Genomic DNA, 20565 nt, shown 5'->3' on the forward strand with positions numbered 1-20565 from the left:
ACTCTTGCCGCAGCCGGCCTGAAATCCTGCTCAGGCCGGCTAATATCCCCGCTTAAAACGACCAGCGCACACCGGCATTGTAGTGCCAGCCGCGCGCACCGTTACCGTCAATCTCTTTGCGATAATCGGTTTCAGCATAGAGGGAGACATCCCGGGTTAGCGTCGCGGTGCCGCCAAGGCCGACATTCCACATCTGCCCGAACTTACCGCTGTCAAAACGCTGGCTGTCCGTGCCGTCAGCCGTACCTGCCCGGGTCTTTGCCGTTCCGCCCCAGCCGTGATAGTAATTGACGCGCAGATAAGGCGTGTACTGCCGCAGGCTCTCATCCTGCCACGTACGGTCCAGGCGCGCGCCGAGCCGGCCAACGGTCTGCTGGTAACGATCCCAGGAGACACGCGTCTGATCCCGATCGGTCAGGCTGTCCATATCCAGACGCTGCCAGGTCAGCTGCGCCTGGGGTTCGATACGCCATCCCTGCGTCATCTCTATGGCGTAGCCTGACTCCAGTGACGCAGCCCAGCCGCTGCCTTCTGGCGAAGCCACCGCTTTTTGCCGCATGATGTCTGTTTCACCACGATAGCGGTTCCATGACAGCGAGCTGTCAACATAGAGGCCGCTGTTATGCTGCCACGTGCCATACAGCGCCACGCTGTCGCTGTCGAATGCAGTTGAGCTGTAGCCATCTGCCGCATGCGGACGAATACGCGTGTTGCCACGCGTCCAGGCGATACCCCCGCGCAGGCTATCGTCTGCGCCATCCAGACGGATGAGGTTGCCGCCGAGCTGTACCGCACTGTAATCAAGGTCAGCATCATAGCCGTAATTGCTCAGGCCCCGGCTACTCTGATAATGCATGTTTGCTCCCAGATAGCGAACAAACATCTCTCCGTCCGCTGCATCGGGATCGTGCTGCTGGCGCAGTTCGCCCAGCCGCTTATGCAGATCGTCAGTGATCGCCAGCGTGTACCAGGCCAGGCCAACGGGAGCAGAGATATAGGACGGGATCTGCGGCGTCACCGCCCTGCGCAGGCCGGTTTTGCCATTGCCTGACTGCGGCTGGCAGAGCACGCCGTCTGCGCAGACAAATGCGTTAGCCAGACGGTAATCGCTGAAATCATCGCCGCTGCCGCTGAGCTGACGCTGGCTGGCGGCGCTGCTGCCTGGCGCAAAACTATATAAGCGATATTGCCACGGGCCTGAAGCCACATACCCCTGTTTCAGTGCAAAGCTCTGCGGAGCGGCTCTGCCTGACACCTGCGCCAGCGAAACACCCTCTGTCGCCCCGATAATTCCGTCACGGTTGCGATCCATCAGCGGCGCGCCGCGCAGTTCATCATCAATCAGCGTCGTGCCGCTGACGTTACCGTTAACGCGTAAGATATCGCTGCGGGTGGCCGCAGAGTTAAGCCGCAGCGTGCCGTTTACTGAAGTCAGGTCGCCGTTGATCGTCAGCGAGTTACCGGCCTGGCTGCTGCCGTTTGTCAGGTCCAGCGTACCGGCGTTATTCACCTGCAGCGAGGTAGCGCTGCCGCCCTGCAGCAGCGGCTGAATACCATTTCCCGCCTGCAGGGTCGAGTCCGCGTCAATATTGATGGTGCTGTGCGCCAGGCGAAGGTTATCCGTGAGCGTCCAGCGGGTGCCGGAAAAATTCAGCGTGCTCCAGCCGGCGCCGATATTGGTTCCTTTTTTCGGATCGTCGCTGGCAAAGGAACCGCCGCGCGCCGTCAGGTCGTGCAGATTGAGCGTGCTGCCTGCACCACCGGCCGTAGTAATGTGCCGGGTGTCTTGCAGGCTGATGTTTTGAACGGTGGCGCGGTTGTTTGCACCATTGCCCATGGTCAGGCTGCCCTTCAGCGTGCCGCCGGTAACGATCAGCGTATCTTCACCGTTACCGGTATGCACATCGCCGGTGACTCTGCCGCCCAGCAGCGCAACCACATCCCGGGACGCCCCCCCGGCCACCACCACGGTGTGTGGATTGGGTGCGGTTACGGTGCCTTCGTTGATAAAGACAGACGCACCGCCGCGCAAATCAATGATAGGCGCAACGAGACTTTGCGACGTGATATTACCCTGATTGATGACCCGTCTGGCGGTACGGGTTACCACGGCGGATCCCCCGTTAGCAGACTCAATAGCAATGGACCCCGCAGTGACAACGTCCCCTGTCGTATTCGCCCGTATGGCGGTGCCTTTACCGGGAACCGTGATGGAATAGCCCTGGCCAATAAACAGATCGTTATGCGTCGCTGAACCATCTTCATTCGCAAACAGATAGCCGGTCCCGCCTTCGCCCACGATAATCTGCGCGTAGCCTTCACCGTCAAAAGAGACCGCTGACCGGATACCGGTTCCACGCCCGGTCTCCAGCCGCACATTTTGCAGCGAGATAGCCGTTAACCCGGCACGGTTATTGATAACGCTGCCACGGCCATAGGCGCCCAGCGTAATATCACTGGCCTGAAACCACTGCGCCCCGTTATCCAGCAGCACGCCATCGGCACGCCCGCTGGCCGTGATTGTGCTGTAGCCCTGGCCATCGCCCTGAACCGCCAGACCGCCACTGTTTCCGACCCGCAGCGCGGCAATTCCGTCATCTACCTGCAGGCGGCTGCTCTCGCGCGGATAGTAGTAACCATACCCGCTGCTGGCATCAATGCCGGTGCCTGAAGCGATACGCACGCTGCCAAAGTTAAGAAACGACGCGTTGTCGTGCACGCGCGCCCCCGTACTCTCAGGCCCGGTTAAATTCACCACGCCCTGATACTGATTGAATATCGCCGAATAGTAGCCTGCGTCGAAGGCGGTGATCTGACGACCGCGACCGGTAATATCAGAAGCAGCATAGGCGGTTGCCTGGTCACCGGCGGTTATTACGCCACTGGTGTTATTGCCGTTGAGTGCGATGGGACTGGTGACGATCCCTTCACCCCGCTCATAGACGCGCAGCGCCGCAGCGCCCCTGCCATTGACGTTATACCTGTCGGTGCGGTAGGCGTATGACGTACTGCCCGAGACCGACACACCGGTCGTATTGGCTCCGCTCAGCGTGATCGTGCCAGGTTCACGTGCATACACATCGCCACCATTGCTGACCTGATAAAGCGTCGAGCCGGCTGTGCTGACGTCAGTGCTGCCACCACTGCTGAAAATAATGCTGTCCACATCGGTGGCCTGATAGCCGATCTGGTTGTCATGATGAAACACCACGCGGCTTGTCGCGCCGCTGTTGATGATGGCGTTCTTTTCAGCGCGGGCACCGACCACATTGGCGCCATACAGATTAATGAGGCCGTTCTGGTTCAGAACGGCCTGCTCACCGCTGGCGACCGCGCCCAGGGTTGTCTGCCGGTTGCCCGATCCGCCATAGACATTTAATGCGCCGCGGGTGGTTATTTCTGTGGTCGCGGTGCTCTCCTCCGGCGTGGCGAAACCGCCAGCGTATAAGCCGGTAGCGCCGCGCAGCACGCTGATATCCCCCCGATTGACAACCTTTGCGCCAAAGCGGGCGAGGATCCCCACTGAACCTTCTCCCCCTGAGGTGATATGACCGGTATTGATCAGCTGCGCCTGGTTTAATGCCACCAGCCCGGACTGCCCATCCGCCAGCCCGCGGATAGCCGCATGACTGGTCAGCAGCGTGCGGCTATCCGGCAGGAAACCGGCGCTGATAATGCGACCGCTCAGATCATATTTATACCCGTCAACTGTCGCAGCGCTGGCACCTTTGCCGGTCAGACGCAGCCGGGTTTCAGCGTTGAGGGTGCCCTGCGCGCCGCCTTCAATCCGCACGGCGCTGGCATACGCTCCCGCATTGAACACGGCGTTACGCGTTACGATATCGCTGCCCCGGCCGCTGCCCACGATGCCGGTGGCGCCCGGTGCATTCAGCGAGAGAGTGGTACCGCTGGCGTTAAAGTCCGCGCCGTCCGCCAGGCGGAACAGCGTCCCGTTGGGGCTGGAAGTGGCGTAGCGGCCGCTGGCGGGCAGCCGGATCCGGGCGTCCGGGCCCTGGATAAGAAAACTGATCTGATTCCGGCCTTCGCCGGCGCGCGGCACTGCGCTGGCGGCGATATCCACCCGGGCGTTGCCATCTGCACGCACGCCGATAGCCGCATCACCCTGTAAATTGATCCGTCCACGCAGCATGGCGCGCGCCTGACCGCCCTGCTCGCCGGTTACCCGGACGGCCGTATTATGCGTGCCGCCAGGCAAGTCCGCATCACCCTTTACATTGATAGTGCCGGCGGACCAGGCGCTGGCGCTATGGTTCTTCGTGGCGAGAATGCGCAGGCCGGTGCTGTTATCACCGTTAACATTGATTGTTCCTGCGTTGCCCACCCGCCCGTACTGCCCGGCATTGAGCACCAGCATGCCGATGTTTTCCAGCGGCTGAGGCTGTGCCCGTCCGTTGATATCGATAACGCCGTTATTCAGCGTCAGCGCATAAGGTGCATTTTCCACGCGCATACCTGCGGCGTTCTGCACGCGGGAGCCGATGACAATACGGCCATTATTGATCACACTGCTGTTACCACTTTGCTGAATACCGCTGACGCCGCCGCTCAGATTAACCGCAACCTCCTGCGTCCTGTCCGTTTTGCGATTTTGCGGCGACCGTCCGATGGCGATCGTGCCTTTTTCCGCATTAACAAAGTGCCCTGCAGCGCTTAACGTGACCCCTGCCGCTGAGCTGTTATTAACCACGTCCGTGACGCCGACATTGATGCTGCCGCGATTAACCGCACTGCCCTGAGCGATCCAGATTGCGCTGCTTTCCCGGCTTTCAGATCCATTGCCGGGAGCAAGATTAATCACGCCATTATTCATGAAGCGACTGCCACTTTTTACCGCAACGGCTTTACCGATATCGCCCAGCGTCCTGCTGTCCACGCCTGTGCCGCTGGCGTTATTCAGGAAGCCCGCGTTCAGCGTGCCGTTATTTATTCCGGTACTGCCTGAAAGCAGCGCCAGCGCCCGGCTCGCTGTACTCCCCGAGCCGGTAACCGCGAGCTTGCCATCAATAATGGCCGTAGCGCCATTGCTGGCCTGCATCGCCGTGCTGGCGTTGATAACCTCAAGCGTACGCTGTGCAGAAATTTTCACGCTGGCATCAGGACCGTTCGCACTTAACACCGCCCGTTCGCCCACCGGCAGCCTGACTTCATCACGGCTGTCGGCGGCACCGGTGCGATAAAGCACGCGACCTTCATTAAGCGAAAACGCTTTATTAAACGCGTGGCCATACGCTTCCTGCGTAATATTGTCGTTCAGGAGCTGATTAATCAGCCAGTCATTATAATTACGCAATTCTGCAAGCGACGTTACCGTGAACGTTGTGACCCCGCCATCCCGCGTATTGACGGTAAACGTCCCGGTATAATTCACCACGCTATCTCTGCTGAGCGTCAGTTGATTATTAGCGGGAGGTGCCTCAACGGCGGTGAAAATAATACGGTTATTACTGTTCCAGTTGAGATGACCGCGCTGCGCCGCGGTAAAAAGCTGGCTTTGTCTGGCCGCCATTGACCAGCGATTTGTGGCCGAACCTGCATTTCTGTCAGGTCGCCCGATATTTATATTAAGCGTGCCGCGTGTAACTGAGGCGACGCGGGCATCAATATATTGCCGATCGTTTACAGCATAAAAGTCCTCTACCTGTGTCTCTGTATTAATCCCCGGTAAATCTGTAAAGGCCAGGCTGTCATAAACGTGGAAGGATTTATAGCTGTTGTTCGCGGGATCGGGAATAACGATATTCAGATTTTGCTGCCCGACGTTAATACGGGGTTGCCCCGTTAGCGTATCAGTAACGATCCGGCCCGCACGCTGTAGCTCACCCAGCGTTGTGCGGGTTACGCCACTCTCGCCCGGCGTAAACTGCGGCAGCCCGGTCAGCGTCTGTACTGAACCATCACGCAAATAAAATGCACCCGCTTTATAATCATTATTTTCAGGCGTATAGGGTTTTAAGATCTCCGCCGATGCATTTAAAACCGGAAACATCATACCTTGTGCTGCAATAAGGGCCAGAAGTACAGGATTTAATTTAAACACGATATTTTCCTCAACTGAGAAAAAAGCAAAGCCTGAAAACACAACATGGCTTTCAGGCATCGGCAGAGCGTATTTATTTTGAAAATGGCAGGAAAAGTAATCGATGCGCAGACAATAACATCACGTTACTAATGCATTGTCCAGCCTGGCTTACGCTTCGTTAGCGCATAAATCAGAAATTAAGATAAAAGCCTTACGTATTTATGTATTTCACTGGAGCTGAAAAAAATAATAACTTATTAGTTATTAAATAAAATTGAAGAAATTAATGTACCGTTTTTTAACACCGCTTTTTAAGCGACCACTCAGAAAAATCACAGCCACACCGATTAACTAAATGCATAAACGCGTGAAAACTGTGCTGTGCTGTGTCATGCGCACAACCCGCGTCAGGTATCACATCAGGGATTAACAGAACGCCGCGCCTGACAGCCAGGCCGGGGCCGGTTACAGATGCGAGGGCAAGCAGAAAAACTGGTATGAGACATCGCGCCGTGCTTTAGCCTGGTACATGGCGGTGTCGGCCTGCTGAAGCAGTAGCTTAGCGGATGAAGTAGCAGGTCGCGCCTGGCTTACGCCGATTGCGGCTCCGATGCTTACTGCGCTGTTGCCGATGCTGAAAGGTAGATTCAGACTGGTAATCAGACGCTCTGCAATGGCAGAAGCGGCTTTGCGATCGGGGCATCGGGCTGCCACCACAAACTCATCGCCGCCAAGCCGTGCGACTGACTCATCCGGTGCCATACAGCTTTGCAGCCGTTCACCTATCTGCTGCAGCAGACTGTCGCCTGCCGCATGGCCCATTGAATCATTAACGGCTTTAAATCCGTTTAAATCGAGAAACAGCACCGTCACATAGCGCGGGTCCTGATGCTGTGCAAGCATGCCGTCGACCTGCTTAAAAAACCAGGCCCGGTTAGGCAGACCGGTCAGCGCGTCGCGCATCGCCTGCTGCTCCAGCTGCAGCATTTTCTCTTTGTCGCGGGTGATATCCCGCGACACCAGCACAGCACCGATATTCTTGCCTGTTGAGGGATCGGTTACGCCGCAGGCTTTTGTGCCAAGCGTAATGTAGTGGCCGTTGCGATGCATCTTGTGCACTTCCACTACGTCCGGCTGTTCACCGCCGGTGAAAATAGTGTGCAGCACCGCAGCGGCGGGCGCGCGATCGTCAGGATGCAAAAAGTCGGTGACCTGCTGACCCAGCATCTCTTCAGCTGACCAGCCGATCATTTCGCTGTATGAGGGCGAAATAGAGACATAACGCCCTTCGGCATCGCAGTGAGCAATGAGATCCGTGCTGTTTTCAATCAGCAGACGATACTCAGCCGCCGTGCGCAGCGCATCTTCCAGCGCCTTACGCTGTCCGGTGACATCCAGCACGAAGCCACTGTACTGCAGGTGTGAACCCTCTGACCGATCGCCCGGCAGCCCTGACACAATAACGTGGCGCAGGGTGCCATCCAGACAATTAATGGGCACTTCAATATGAAAAGGCAACACGCGATCCAGCGCCGCAGTGAGCAGCAGCGCAATGTTTGCATCTTCATCAGCCTGGGCGATGCTGAGCCATTCGCGTAGCGTAACGCCTTTCAATGCGGGCATCAGGCCGGCGGGGCTTTCCTGACTGGCAATACAGATCCCCAGGGTGTTGGTGGACCAAACGGCGGATAAAATAGGTTTGATCGTTGTGCTCATGATAGCTGGACCTGATTTATTCTGACGATACGAAAGAAACATATAACTGATTGTGGCAGATATCCCGCTCGCCCTGCTTGCTATCCTGCACGCGCCTAAAAGAACGATAACAGTCAGAGAATAATTTTACGCCTGCCCGATTCGGCAAAACGTCGTTGTTCCTTTGACCCGATACAAAAACTGACGCAGCACAGAAGCGTTATCGGCTGACCCGCCTGCAATCTTTAATCGCTACAGAATGATCCCGGCTTACGGGCCTTGATAATCTCGCTTTACTGTACGCCGGCAGGCGCAGACGCGGGGAGTCATGACGCGCTAAAACAGACTTAGAGAAAAAACTGATGCAATCAATAATGCAATCAAGTTACACCTTGATTATGACTGTGATATATCTGTCTGCGTAATGTCCTGAGCAGGATTTATGATGATTACGCCGCTTTTCACACGCTGGGCAACCCTGCTACAGCAGTCTACACAACGTCCGGCCTATCTGCGCATCGCAGATTTCATTGCAGAGGGCATCAGTACAGGCGAGTTGCCTTCACGCTATCGTCTGCCGCCGCTGCGTGAACTGGCGGAAACGCTGGGCCTGAATTACACCACGGTAACGCGCGGTTATGCGGAAGCGCGGCGCAGAGGATTAATTGACTCACGCCCGGGACTCGGCAGTTTTATTCGTGCGCGGGCGTCAGCCTCTTCAGCTCTGCCTGCCAGCACTTACGAAATGACCATGAATGCGCCGGCAGAGCCTGCCGGTGCAGCCGTTGAGGAAGCGCTGCGCGCAGGGGCCATCAACCTGTTTAACCAGACCGACATGCTGAGTCTGCTGCGCTATCAGGATTTTGGCGGCACGGCAGAGGATAAAGCGGCAGCGATGCGCTGGATCGGGCGCAAACTTCACGTAGAGAGCGAAGCCGACGTGCTGGTTTGTCCGGGCATTCACAGCGCCCTGATGGGCATCATGACATTGCTGAAGCGCAAAAAGGGCGCGGTCTGTGTCAGCAGCCTGATTTATCCTGGCATGAAGGCGATTGCCAGCCATCTGGGCGTGCGGCTGCAGCCGGTACTCTGTGACGCGCAGGGGCCCGATCCGCTGGCGTTTGAAGCGCTCTGTCGCAGCGGGGAGATCGGCGCACTCTATATCAATCCGACGCTGCAAAACCCGACCACGATAACGGTTCCGGAGGCGCGCCGGCGGGCACTGGCTGAGTGCTGCCAGCGGTATAACATTACGGTCATTGAAGATGACGCTTACGCTGCGCTCAGTGATGCGCCGGTACCTGCTTTTGCGGAGCTGATACCGGAACTGACCTGGTATCTTACCGGCCTGTCGAAGTGCTTTGGCCCCGGGTTGCGTATCGCGTTTGTGAAAGGCCCGGACAGACAGATGACGCAGCTGCTTTCCGGCGTGCTGCGGGCGCTGACGGTGATGTCCAGCCCGCTCACCAATGCGCTGGCGCGGCAGTGGATCAATGACGGGACCGCAGAACGCATGCTGATGGCTATCAGGCAGGAAGCGGGTGTCCGCCAGCAGATTGCGGCCACCTGCCTGAGCGGATACCCGTTTCAGGCTGACAGCGCAGGTTATCACCTGTGGCTGCCGCTGCCGGGGCTGGTCAACGCTAACGCCTCTGACATTGCGGCAAAACTGCGTGAAAAAGGGATCAGCGCCGTCTCCGGCGCAGCATTTTGCACCGGTAATGTGCCTGCCGATGCGCTGCGTATCTGCCTCGGCGGTTCACAGTCACGTCAGCAGTGCGAAGAAAGCCTGAAAATTCTGGCGGCGATGCTGGCAGATCCGATTCACTTTTCCGGTATGGCGATTTAGCCGCGCGCCGCGGCCGCTAAAAACACACAGTAAAATTTTAACTCCATCATCATGGGCAGATAAGGTCTAAAACATGAGCAATCAACTTAATGCGCTTCTGCAGCAGGAGCTGGACAGCATCAACCGTGCGGAAAAACGCAACGATCGTCCCTATTTCGACGTGTCGTTTATCCGTCAGTATCCGGGGCTGTATGGCCTGATGTGTTTTCTGTTTGTGCTGACCATGGCACTGTTACTCTATTCTGACTCCTTCGGCATGATCGAATATGTCGTCTGCTGTGCCATTTTCGCAGTCTGTAACTTCTTTTTCTTTTTTCACGTGAATCCGTCTTATCGGGTGAAAGATATCGACAAGGGCGCGTGGAAGAACTGCTATACCGGCGACTGGTACATGGAAGTCTATGTCAGGGAGGCGTTTATTCATGACCTGCTCAATGGAGATGTCCTGACTGAAAGCGAAAAAGCCACCCTGCAGGCGCAGTATGCCCGTAAAGGTCATCTCTACTTCGCTGATATCTACCGTCTGAGAACCCGGTAGTCTGCGGAACTGAAAACAGCCTGCTGACAGGCTGTACAGTGCACGTTGCTGTTGCGGCCTCAGGCCGGGTTAATAGAGCGTCTCTTTCAGGCGACCAGGTAACGCCGCATCGTAGGCGTTCGCATCTATATCCTGCGAAATGCTGTGCAGTATGGAACCGGTGCTCGGCAGCGCCTCCCGCGTAATGTGCGTTGCCGGATCCCAGAGCCTGGAACGGATAATTGCCCGGCTGCACTGAAAGAAAACGCTCTCAACGGTGATGGTCAGAACCGTTTTCGGTAGCTGATTATTCACCGCAAAACGGTTAAGCAAGGCGGGGTCGATGCTGATAACGGCGGTCCCGTTCACGCGCAGGGTCTCTCCGATGCCCGGGATCAGGAAAAGCAGTGCCACCCGATTGTCATGCAGAATATTGCGCAGGCTATCAATACGGTTGTTGCCGCGCCTGTCGGGCAGCCAGAGCGTGCGCTCATCCTCAATGTGTACAAATCCTGCCGGATCGCCTCTGGGTGAAACGTCCAGTCCGTCCGGCCCGCAGGTGGCCAGCGCGACAAACGGTGACGCAGCGATAAAAGGACGATAGGCGGCGTGAATATGATCGGTAACTTTGGTCAGCGAAGGTTTAGCCACGGGGCCGTAGCACGCTTCAAGCGCGCTTAAATCGGTGATCGTACTGCTGTCATCTGCCATGCCGGGTTCCTGTATTTTACAAACCTGCGGCTAAAGTAAGGGATGTTTTGCGCCGGAAGCAATGTGCGCATGACATATTGCTGCGCTGCAGCACAGTTATTTTCAGCGCCTGCGTATAAATCTATTTATTTGTCTGATGAGCCACCTGGCCGGGATAGCCGCAAAAGCGTACAGCGCTTTTAAAAATGATAAAAAAAGGGCCGACGTCAGACGTCAGCCCTGATACATCCTTAAACGTATTACTGGCCCAGCAGTTCACGGCGCACAATGTCAGCACCGGCGCTCAGCGCATCCAGCTTGCCGCGGGCAACCTGACGCGACAGCGGCGTCATACCGCAGTTGGTGCAGGGATAGAGCTTATCCGCATCGACAAACTGCAGCGCTTTACGCAGCGTTTCCGCTACCTGCTCCGGCGTTTCAACCGTGTTGGTCGCCACATCAATGGCACCGACCATCACTTTTTTACCGCGGATCAGTTCAATCAGCTCCATCGGCACGCGGGAGTTCTGACACTCCAGCGATACGATGTCGATGTTCGATTTCTGCAGACGCGGAAAGATTTCTTCATACTGGCGCCACTCAGAACCCAGCGTTTTCTTCCAGTCAGTATTGGCTTTGATGCCATAGCCATAGCAGATATGCACAGCGGTTTCGCACTGTAATCCCTCAATGGCACGCTCCAGCGCGGCAATGCCCCAGTCATTGACCTCGTCAAAGAAGACGTTGAACGCAGGCTCATCAAACTGAATAATATCCACGCCAGCGGCTTCCAGTTCTTTCGCTTCCTGATTGAGAATTTTAGCAAACTCCCAGGCGAGTTTTTCGCGACTCTTATAGTGCCCGTCATACAGCGTGTCGATCATGGTCATTGGACCGGGCAGCGCCCATTTGATCGGCTGGGTGGTTTGCTGACGCAGAAATTTTGCATCATCAACAAATACCGGTTTAGTACGTGAAACTTCACCTACCACCGAAGGAACGCTTGCATCGTAGCGATTCCGGATCCGCACCGTTTCGCGCTTTTCAAAATCCACGCCGTTAAGATGCTCAATAAACGTCGTCACAAAATGCTGACGCGTCTGCTCACCATCGCTGACGATATCAATACCGGCCCGCAGCTGGTCATCGAGGCAGAGACGCAGCGCATCGCGCTTGGCATCGGCCAGATCGTCACCCGCCGGTTTCCACGGGGACCATAATGTTTCCGGCTGCGCCAGCCAGGAAGGTTTAGGTAAACTGCCAGACGTCGATGTCGGTAATAACTTTTTCACTATAGATAACCTTTTTCCATTAATCAGTGCGCAAACTCAGCAGACCATTGCTCCAGACGAGTCTGGTAAGGCTTGATAAAATGCTGTTCGGTAAATTTACCCTGCTCAACCGCCAGATGCGTGCGCTCTTCACGGTCATATACGATGCGTGTCAGTGAATAATCCTTGTGTGACAGGCTCGGCTGATACTCCTGTCCGGCCGCTGAGTTCGCGTTGTAGATCTCCGGACGATAGATTTTCTGAAACGTTTCCATCGTGCTGATGGTGCTGATGAGCTCCAGATCGCTGTAATCGCGCAGCAGATCGCCGGCAAAATAGAAAGCCAGCGGCGCAACGCTGCCCTGCGGCATAAAGTAGCGCGCCTGCAGGCCCATTTTGGCAAAGTAGTGATCGGTCAGCGAATCCGCGTCCTGCCGATATTCAATCCCCAGAACCGGATGATGGTTACCGGTACGATAATAGGTATTTTTACTTGAGACACTCAGGCAAATGATCGGACGCTTGCTGAAGCTGGCTTTATAGATATCTGAGCTGACAAACCCTTTGAAGATATTGCCGTGCAGGTCACCAAAGTTTGCCGGGGTGCTGAAACCGGACTGGTTTTTATTATGCTCAGACAACACCACGCTGAAATCGTAATCGCGTACCCAGGAGGAGAAATTGTTCCCGACGACGCCTTCAATGCGCTGACCGGTTTTTTTATCCACGATGCCTGTTTTCAGGACTTCGATGACCGGGAACGGCTTTTCATTTCCAGCCGGATCGATATTCAGCTCAACGGAGATGATATCAAGCTCAACGGCATAGCGGTCAGCTTTCGGATTGTCCCAGTGCGCAAGTGAGTTAAAGCGGTTATCAATCATCTTCAGTGCGTTGCGCAGGTTTTCCTGACGCATTTCACCCCTTGCCAGGTTAGCAAAGTTAGTGGTGATACGCGTGTTTGCAGAAGGATTATAGTTTTCGTCAAAACGAAGGCTTTTAATTGAAAAGGTAAATTCTTTGTTCATCGTAATTTCTCACCTCAATTTCTGATGTAAACCTGCTTCTCTGTCTGCCTGTAAAACCGACGCTGAATGCTGATTTGATATAACCATTTCCTCAATGGGCTGACTCTTTTATGCCTTACTCCCCTGCTGAAAAAAAGTGATTAAATTTCACCGAACCTGAAGCTTTTTCATGTTGCAACGCCTGAACGCGTCAGTCAGTGCCGCCGGGGTTCAGCGTGATGAAAGTTGCGAATCGCTCTGTTTTCAACATGCTGTTTTTTTTAAATAATTTATATTCACTCAACGCTGTCAGGATGAATAAATCTCAACATCGACTTTTTCACTTAGCTGAAAATATTTGTGGCATCAGTGCGAAGGGTAAGAGCAAAAGGGTGATACAACGCAGGCGCAGGAGCCTGCCAATGCCAGAGATGAACTTTCTGCAGCGTTATCGATCACAAATCCGCATCCGGGCCACGGTTAATCTGTGAGCTGAACCGCAATCCCACTATCCTGCACAAGACGCACGCGGAGAGTCTGATAGTTTATTTTGTACAACCGGGTTTTATAGAGTGAAACAACAGCGATGTTATCTAATCTGAACTCTGCGAGGACACAATGACTCAATCTCTACTTAACCAGGCGCCTGTGACCGCGCTGGAGCGTGAAACGATGCGCCGGGTGATCTGGCGGATTCTGCCCTTCCTCGTCGTCAGTTATCTGGTTTCCATTATTGACCGCGGAAACATCGGCATGGCGGCTTTGCAGATGAACGAGGATTTAGGTCTGACAAAAGCGGCGTTTGGCTTTGCCAGCAGCCTCTATTTTGTGGCCTATTTTCTGTTTGAGGTTCCGAGCAATCTCGCCATGCAGAAAGTGGGAGCACGGCTCTGGATCCCGCGCATTATGATCAGCTGGGGGATCGTAAGTATGTGTATGGCGCTGGTTGAGACCTCAACCTCGCTCTACGTGCTGCGTTTTTTACTGGGTGCAGCAGAAGCGGGCTTTTTTCCCGGCGTAGTACTGTATCTGACCTGGTGGATCCCTTCCCGCTACCGTGCACGCATCATCGCCTCGTTCATGGTGGCGATCCCGCTGGCCAATTTTATCGGCTCTCCGCTGTCGGGACTGATCCTGACGCTGGATGGCTGGTTCGGCCTGCGCGGCTGGCACTTACTGTTTATTATCGAAGGGCTGCCCGCTGTATTGCTGGGCATCGCGGCTTACTTTGTCCTGAGTAATCGCCCGCATGAGGCGCGCTGGCTGAACCATGAGCAGAAGCAGTGGCTGGAAGAGACGCTGGAGAAAGAGCGCAGTGAACGTAAAAATATTGGTCACATTTCTACCTGGCAGCTGCTGAAACATCGTCAGATCTGGCTTTTTGCCCTGATCTACTCCGGTGCGTCAGCAGCCGGTACGACGCTCAGCGTCTGGTCACCGCAGCTACTCAAGTCTTTCCAGCTGGATAACCTCACTACCGGCCTGCTTAATGCCATTCCTTATGGCCTGGCTTCCGTGTTGATGATTGTCTGGGGCCGTAACTCCGATCGCACCGGCGAACGGCGCTGGCACACTGCGCTGACGCTATTCATGATTGCAGGCGGTATTGCCGCTGCCTTTATTAACCTCTCGCTGCCGGCGACGATTATTATTCTGAGTCTGATTCTGGTAGGCGCTTACTCAATGAAAGGTCCGTTCTGGGCGCTGGCGTCCGGGTGGATGAGTAGCTCTTCAGCAGCGGCCGGGCTGGCAGCCATTGGCGCTATTGCTAATCTGATTGGCGGTGGCCTGATGGTAAACGTGTACGGCATTATTAATCAGAAAACCGGCAGCCATACGCTGGCGCTTCTGCCGCTTGCTGTACTCTGTCTGGCAGGAGGCATCGCTGTTGTGATCATGGGCAGAAAGATGGCGCGCCACACAGAAAATAAAGCGCGCGCGACAACACACTAACAGCGGGCCACGCTGAGGGAGCCGGTGCTGCAGGCCGGCTTCCTGTTATTCGCCAGCGGCTGCTATCCCCTCGCCATAACGGGCAGTGCAAAACTGCGGCGAAGCCCCCAGCCGCACCGAGAGCCGCGCGGCAGCATGGTACATTGCACTGGCTACGCCTTCTTTTCGGCGCGCTTCTGTGAGCCGCGAGGAGGGACCGGTCAGCGCCAGCGCGGCGACCAGCTTGTCGCTCACGCCAAATACCGGCAGAGCATAGGCTGCCGTGTGCGGGTCGCGGGCTCCGGAGGTATAGAGAGGCAGCAGTGGCTCTTCACTAAACAGGGGCTCATTCAGTCCCCAGTAGCGTAAAACCTGACCAATAGCAGAGTGATCCAGCGGATAGGTTGTTCCCGGCAGCCGGCTGTGGCGCAAACCCTCTGTTGCTTCCGCACGAAACAGACAGAGCCGCTGCCCGCCCTCAATGACATACCAGCTGGCGCTCTCGCCAGTCTCCTGTGCCAGCTGATGCAATTCCGGCTGCACGACGCTTGCAAGATGAAATGACTGCTCATAAAGCTTTCCGAGATACAGCAGGCGCGGTCCAAGTCCATAGGTCCCGTCGTCATGTCGCACGGCGTAGTGCATGCGTTCCAGCGAATTCATCAGGCGGTATACCGTGGTTTTGTGGTAGCCCGATGCCTGCGCCAGCGCCGTCAGCGTCAGGCTGTTATCGCCCGGACGGAAACAGTCAAGCAGCGCCAGCGCCTTTTCAACTGCAATAACGCCTTCATTACCCATTGTTTTCTCCTTTTATGACGACTGCGAGTGTACCTGAATATTTGTGAGTCACCTCGTATTTACGTCACAAACTGCCGTCCGGCGCTGGCTAATCTTCCGACAAGCTCGCTATAGTAGTTTTATATTGTACATATCAATTTCACCTGGTAAAACAGCGAGGCAGTATGACTTCTCCGACACTTCCGATGATCAATCGCAATATCACCCGCGTATCTGATGAAGATACGCGCCAGGCCGCAGAGTATCAGGCGGCTATTCTTGCTGATGTTGCCGGCCGCCGTGGCACGTTGCATGGCAGAATTAAACCTCTTGCGGCGCACATGAAAGTAGCGGGTCCGGCGATTACCGTTGAGGTCAGACCGGGTGACAATCTGGCTATCCATGCTGCGCTCGCTATTGCCCGGCCTGGTGATGTCATCATTGTGGATGGCAAGGGTGATATCAGTTGCGCACTGCTGGGAGAAATTATGGCCACGCAGGCGAAAGCCTCAGGCATTGCCGGTATCGTTATTGATGGAGCGGTACGTGATGCGGACGCGCTCGCCAGCCAGTCCTACCCGGTTTTCGCTGCTGGTCTGAATCCCAGCGGACCCACAAAACTGATCCCGGGGCGTGTTAATCACCCCATCTCTGTAGCAGGAGCGCAGGTGCAGGCCGGTGACCTGATTGTGGGTGATGTTGACGGCGTAGTGGTGATCCCGCGAGAGGAGGTAAAAACGGTCATTGCGCTGGCGAAAAAGAAGCTGGCGGCCGAAACCCAGCGTATTGCGGCTATCGCAGCGGGCGACACGCGTGCGCCGTGGCTGGAGCAGGCGCTGCGCCAGGCTGGCATGCTTGCTGCGGAGGAGACGCTATGAGCGAAGCACGCAGCGTTATTCTGGTAACCGGCTGCGATCTGGCGGAGGAGGCCCTGCAGCTTCTGACCGGCTATGACGTTATTTTTGCCGGCAAACAGCCCACGGAGACGCAACTTATCGATCTCTGCCACCAGCATAACCCGGTCGCTATCCTGGTACGGTATGGAAAAATTACCGCAGCGATCATGGACGCCGCCCCGGCCTTACGGGTGATCTCCAAACACGGCAGCGGGATTGATGTCATCGATCAAAAAGCAGCGGCGAAAAGGAACATACGCGTCTGCTCAGCGCCAGGCGCCAACGCTGCAGCGGTCGCAGAACATACGTGGGCGCTGCTGCTGGCCTGCGCAAAATCTGTTGTGCCGCTCGATGCGCGTATGCGCGCCGGGCACTGGGACAAATCGGTGCATAAATCTCTTGAACTGGAAGGCCGTACGCTGGGGCTGGTCGGGCTGGGCGAAATCGGTCGCCGGGTCGCAAGAGCTGGCTACGCGTTTGGCATGCGCGTGCTGGCTTACGATCCTTACGCTACTTTCGTACCTGAAGGATGCGAGCAGGTAAACACACTGGAAGCGCTTTATCAACAGGCTGACGTAGTATCCCTGCACTGCCCGCTGACTGAGGATAACCGCGCAATGATCAATGACGCCGCGCTACGCCATTTCAGACGCGACGCCATTTTTATTAACACTGCCCGCGGCGGCCTGGTCGATGAGCCAGCGCTTGCCGCAGCGCTCGCTGACGGCAGACTGCGTGCCGCCGCACTCGACAGCTTTTCCGCAGAGCCGCTGACCGTGCCTCACTGCTGGCAGTCGCTGCCGAACGTTATTCTTTCACCGCATATTGGCGGTGTCAGCGACGCCTCTTACATCAAGATGGGCACAGTCTCTGCTGCAAATATTGTCAGCGTACTGAGTGAAACAAAACAGCGAACTCTGGCCTGACAGCTTTTTAGCCCGATCAGCCGGGTTATCTAGTCAAAGACACCGTTAAGTACCGCCGTGACTACGGCGGTACTTAGTGCAATCAGGACCAGGTTATCCCCCACGGCCCGCCATTCATAGCCAGGATAGTAAGGCAGCTCTTTTACCAGCGCAGCCGGTAACGTTTTCTTTGCGATCCCGGGCGGCAGTGGCTTACCCCGTGCAACATTTTTAGCAATGCCTGGCGGCAGAGCCCGATAGCCTGTGGCGCCATAGCGCTCTGCCAGCGCGCGTGCCGTTGCATAGCTCAGCGCTGATCCCGCCTGTTCCGCGCTGCTTTGGCCCTGATGGGAGTGCTTGTCAGCATGCGGATTTCCTTTACCGGCATGTTTTTCACCTGCTCCGTGTGGTCCCTGACCATGGCCCTTCCCCGGATCCGCTGCTGCTGGTCCGGCTATCAGACTTAATGCAAATAGAGCTGCCAGCGTAGCCGCTGGAGTGAAAGATTTGCTCATCGCCTCTGCTCTCAGGTTAAAAATGTTGAACATAATTATAGTAAATCCGGATCTTTTTTCTGCCGGAACCTGATCCTGTGGTTTGCGCGGCTGAGAGAGAAACTAATGTGCCAGCCACCGCCCCGCCCATCCGTGCGCCTGCAGTAAGAATTCACAGCGTTGATGCGGATCGGCACTGACATCAAGCAGCTCTATACGCTTTACTATGATGCGTATCAGCGCAAAATTTTCCGGAGGATCAGTTAACGAGGCAGAAGCGTGTCCGGCACATGCCGCCTCCGGAGCGTCAAGGATCGTGCCGGGTGAATAAGGTGAGTGAAAAAGCTGCTGCGCAGAGGGCCGCAGCGTTTGCCAGATAGCATGGCGCAACTCGCGCTCATCAACGCGACACGCTTCACCTTCCAGTCGCAGCTGGAGGCTGTTCTCTGCATCCCAGCCCAGCAGCGAGACATGCGGATTAGCCCTCATCTCCTGCACTTTTGCGCTGCGTGCGTCAGTGGTAAACAGTAATGAGGCTGGCGCAGGACTGAAATCGCGCAGCACGATTGTTCTGAGTTTAGGCTGCGCGTTTCCTGTTACGCTCGCCAGCTGCATCAGGGTAAAAGGTGAGCGCGTGCTCACCGCATGCGTTAACTTCTGCCAGATTGCCTGCAGATGCGCATCCAGTGAAAGTGCCATAGCCTCTCCTTACTGCTGAATGGGTTAAGGTGTAATAAGCGCGTCTATCGCTTCTGTAACGGGTCTCTCTCCCGCCGTCAGCTCAATGATGACGCGGGACACGGCCGGCTGATGGACCAGCGCCGCCAGCGTGGCGGCAACATCTGCACGTCCGATAGTGCCATAGGCGATTGCCGGCCCTGCACTGATTCTGCCGGTTGCCGGCTCATCGGTTAACGTGCCGGGGCGCACAATCACCCAGTCAAGCGCGCTTGCGGCAAGGATCACGTCGGCCTGTTTTTTTACGCGCATATAGTTTTCAAAAGTGTCAGACAGCTGCCTGCCGCGTCCGGCTTCGGGAAAAGCAGAGACCAGAATAAAGCGTTTTATCCCGGCGCGCTGCGCGGCGGCAACGGACTTAATCAGCCCCTCACCATCAACGGCCTTCGTCATCTCCTCTCCGCCTTTCCCTCCGGCGCCCGCCGTGAAAACCACCAGCCCGCATCCCTGCATCAGCCCGGTAAGTTGCTGTTCATCCAGGGCAACCAGATCTCCCCTGACAGTCTGAATACCCTGTTGCTGCAAGCTGGCTTCCTGTTCAGCGGTGCGGCACAATGCACGTGCCGTCACACCGTCCTGGCTCAGCTGCTGACCCAATTGACGTCCGATATTTCCTGCACCACCCACAATAAAGACGTCTTTCATGCTGTTCCCCTGTTGCAAAGGCTGAAATATTTATCACAATACGATGTAATTTAACCACTTAACTCTAGCGTAAATCTCCGGCGTTGACCGGTTCAGGCGCAAACGGGATACTTTGGAAACAATCGCTTCAGAAGGGCTGTGAATGCCAACAGTAAAATCTTCTGCCGCTGCTCCCCGTGAACGCGGCAGACCGCGCAATTTTGATATCGATGTTGCGCTTGATAATGCCATGATCGTTTTTCGCCAGAAAGGGTTCCACGCCGCCTCTATTGCCGACCTTGGTGAAGCCATGCAGCTTACTGCAGGTAGCATCTACAAAGCTTTTCAGGACAAGCGCTCGCTTTTTTTGCGCGTGTTTGAGCGCTATATTGCAATTCGAAATACCGATTTGCGCGAACGTCTGAGCGCATTCGCTACTGGCCGCGAGCGGGTTGCTGAGCTGCTTCAGTTCTATCTCGATTCCGCCAGCGAAATTGAGGGACGGCGCGGCTGTCTGGTTGTAGGCAGCACCGTTGAACTGCAGACGCTTGATGAAGAGTTATCTCATCTGGTGCGCCAGGCCGTGCTGCGCAACCGGGCTTTTCTTATATCGCTGATTCAGCAGGGTCAGGATGATGGCTCAATAGCCAGCCACCTGGATGCCGATACCACTGCCGGCTTGCTACTCTGTATTGCATTTGGTATGCGTGTAGTGGGTAAAATTCAGGATGTGACTAATGGCGAAGAAACTATTAAGATGGCGCTGCGCCTGCTGGATTAATGCTGCTGCGCTATTAGGAAATACGCATTTCCTAATTGAGTTATTTTACTGTTGTCGCGACTTTACGTTACAGGCGTCTCTGACATATTAAAAACGTTAAGCAATTTAAAAATGGATGAGGGTTATGTGCGGCAAGATGATTCAGAAGATGCAGAAGCGATGCACGCGTTACTGGGTGACGTCATTACGCAAATATTAAAACCAGGCGAAGCGCTTTCTTTGCAGGAGATTATTGGTGCGTTATACCGTACCGGTTTGCGGAGTGACAGCCCTGAAGTACAGCAGGCGTGTGAAAAGGTTATTCGGTTGCTGGCAAAGAAAATGAACTAATAGTGCCCGGTGAAGGTTG

The 20565-nt window shown here is 55.6% G+C and carries 16 protein-coding genes; 7 read left to right on the forward strand and 9 right to left on the reverse strand.

The window, feature by feature from the left end:
- Nucleotides 1-52: 52 nt before the first annotated feature.
- Entirely contained in the window at nucleotides 53-5923 is a 5871-nt protein-coding gene (locus B3041_RS02425; RefSeq protein WP_292968892.1) for an autotransporter outer membrane beta-barrel domain-containing protein, read from the reverse strand.
- 582 nt (nucleotides 5924-6505) lie between these two features.
- The gene (locus B3041_RS02430; RefSeq protein ID WP_292968893.1) at nucleotides 6506-7756 is read right to left on the reverse strand and encodes a sensor domain-containing diguanylate cyclase; all 1251 of its coding nucleotides are present in this window, start codon (nucleotides 7754-7756) and stop codon (nucleotides 6506-6508) included.
- Between the two features lie 421 nt (nucleotides 7757-8177).
- Between B3041_RS02430 and B3041_RS02435 the strand changes: the two genes are divergently transcribed.
- Nucleotides 8178-9584 carry a PLP-dependent aminotransferase family protein gene (locus B3041_RS02435; RefSeq protein ID WP_240484871.1) on the forward strand — a complete coding sequence of 469 codons (1407 nt, stop codon included), beginning with the start codon at nucleotides 8178-8180 and terminating at the stop codon, nucleotides 9582-9584.
- 73 nt (nucleotides 9585-9657) lie between these two features.
- Nucleotides 9658-10122: a YlaC family protein gene (locus tag B3041_RS02440; RefSeq protein WP_065647602.1), complete on the forward strand. Its 465-nt coding sequence runs from the start codon at nucleotides 9658-9660 to the stop codon at nucleotides 10120-10122.
- A 69-nt stretch (nucleotides 10123-10191) separates the two neighbouring features.
- On the opposite strand, the gene B3041_RS02445 is transcribed toward B3041_RS02440, so the two are convergent.
- The 3 genes from B3041_RS02445 to B3041_RS02455 all read right to left on the reverse strand — a co-directional run bounded on the left by B3041_RS02445 (nucleotide 10192) and on the right by B3041_RS02455 (nucleotide 13090).
- Nucleotides 10192-10812, reverse strand: a complete 621-nt coding sequence (locus B3041_RS02445; RefSeq protein WP_292968895.1) for a pyridoxamine 5'-phosphate oxidase family protein — start codon at nucleotides 10810-10812, stop codon at nucleotides 10192-10194.
- Between the two features lie 239 nt (nucleotides 10813-11051).
- Nucleotides 11052-12083, reverse strand: a complete 1032-nt coding sequence (locus B3041_RS02450) for a methionine synthase (protein WP_065647600.1) — start codon at nucleotides 12081-12083, stop codon at nucleotides 11052-11054.
- 23 nt (nucleotides 12084-12106) lie between these two features.
- Nucleotides 12107-13090, reverse strand: coding sequence for a DUF1852 domain-containing protein (locus tag B3041_RS02455; RefSeq protein WP_065647599.1), 984 nt, complete (start codon nucleotides 13088-13090; stop codon nucleotides 12107-12109).
- A gap of 597 nt (nucleotides 13091-13687) precedes the next feature.
- On the opposite strand from B3041_RS02455, the gene B3041_RS02460 reads away from it, so the two are divergent.
- The gene (locus B3041_RS02460) at nucleotides 13688-15022 is read left to right on the forward strand and encodes an MFS transporter (protein WP_065647598.1); all 1335 of its coding nucleotides are present in this window, start codon (nucleotides 13688-13690) and stop codon (nucleotides 15020-15022) included.
- A gap of 45 nt (nucleotides 15023-15067) precedes the next feature.
- Here the strand turns inward: B3041_RS02460 and B3041_RS02465 are convergent, their stop codons facing one another.
- The gene (locus tag B3041_RS02465; protein ID WP_065647597.1) at nucleotides 15068-15799 is read right to left on the reverse strand and encodes an IclR family transcriptional regulator; all 732 of its coding nucleotides are present in this window, start codon (nucleotides 15797-15799) and stop codon (nucleotides 15068-15070) included.
- A gap of 164 nt (nucleotides 15800-15963) precedes the next feature.
- Between B3041_RS02465 and B3041_RS02470 the strand changes: the two genes are divergently transcribed.
- Both B3041_RS02470 and B3041_RS02475 read left to right on the forward strand, forming a co-directional pair.
- Nucleotides 15964-16656, forward strand: coding sequence for an RraA family protein (locus B3041_RS02470; protein ID WP_292968900.1), 693 nt, complete (start codon nucleotides 15964-15966; stop codon nucleotides 16654-16656).
- Nucleotides 16653-17600: a hydroxyacid dehydrogenase gene (locus B3041_RS02475; RefSeq protein ID WP_292968902.1), complete on the forward strand. Its 948-nt coding sequence runs from the start codon at nucleotides 16653-16655 to the stop codon at nucleotides 17598-17600. Before B3041_RS02470 ends, B3041_RS02475 begins: the two co-directional genes overlap by 4 nt.
- Before the next feature lie 29 nt (nucleotides 17601-17629).
- Here B3041_RS02475 and B3041_RS02480 read toward each other — a convergent pair whose 3' ends face one another.
- The 3 genes from B3041_RS02480 to B3041_RS02490 all read right to left on the reverse strand — a co-directional run bounded on the left by B3041_RS02480 (nucleotide 17630) and on the right by B3041_RS02490 (nucleotide 19456).
- Nucleotides 17630-18094: an anti-virulence regulator CigR family protein gene (locus B3041_RS02480; protein ID WP_292968904.1), complete on the reverse strand. Its 465-nt coding sequence runs from the start codon at nucleotides 18092-18094 to the stop codon at nucleotides 17630-17632.
- A 102-nt stretch (nucleotides 18095-18196) separates the two neighbouring features.
- A complete protein-coding gene (locus B3041_RS02485; protein ID WP_292968906.1) occupies nucleotides 18197-18772 on the reverse strand; it encodes a pyridoxamine 5'-phosphate oxidase family protein in 576 nt (191 codons plus the stop codon).
- Between the two features lie 24 nt (nucleotides 18773-18796).
- On the reverse strand, nucleotides 18797-19456 hold the full coding sequence (locus B3041_RS02490) for an NAD(P)H-binding protein (RefSeq protein ID WP_292968908.1): 660 nt from the start codon (nucleotides 19454-19456) through the stop codon (nucleotides 18797-18799).
- Between the two features lie 142 nt (nucleotides 19457-19598).
- On the opposite strand from B3041_RS02490, the gene B3041_RS02495 reads away from it, so the two are divergent.
- Nucleotides 19599-20216, forward strand: coding sequence for a TetR/AcrR family transcriptional regulator (locus B3041_RS02495; protein WP_065647592.1), 618 nt, complete (start codon nucleotides 19599-19601; stop codon nucleotides 20214-20216).
- A 111-nt stretch (nucleotides 20217-20327) separates the two neighbouring features.
- Complete coding sequence (locus tag B3041_RS02500; protein ID WP_240484869.1) at nucleotides 20328-20546, forward strand: hypothetical protein; 219 nt, start codon at nucleotides 20328-20330, stop codon at nucleotides 20544-20546.
- The last annotated feature ends 19 nt before the right edge of the window (nucleotides 20547-20565 follow it).

This window comes from Pantoea sp. UBA4549 (assembly GCF_002387285.1).
Taxonomy (GTDB): domain Bacteria; phylum Pseudomonadota; class Gammaproteobacteria; order Enterobacterales; family Enterobacteriaceae; genus Pantoea; species Pantoea borealis.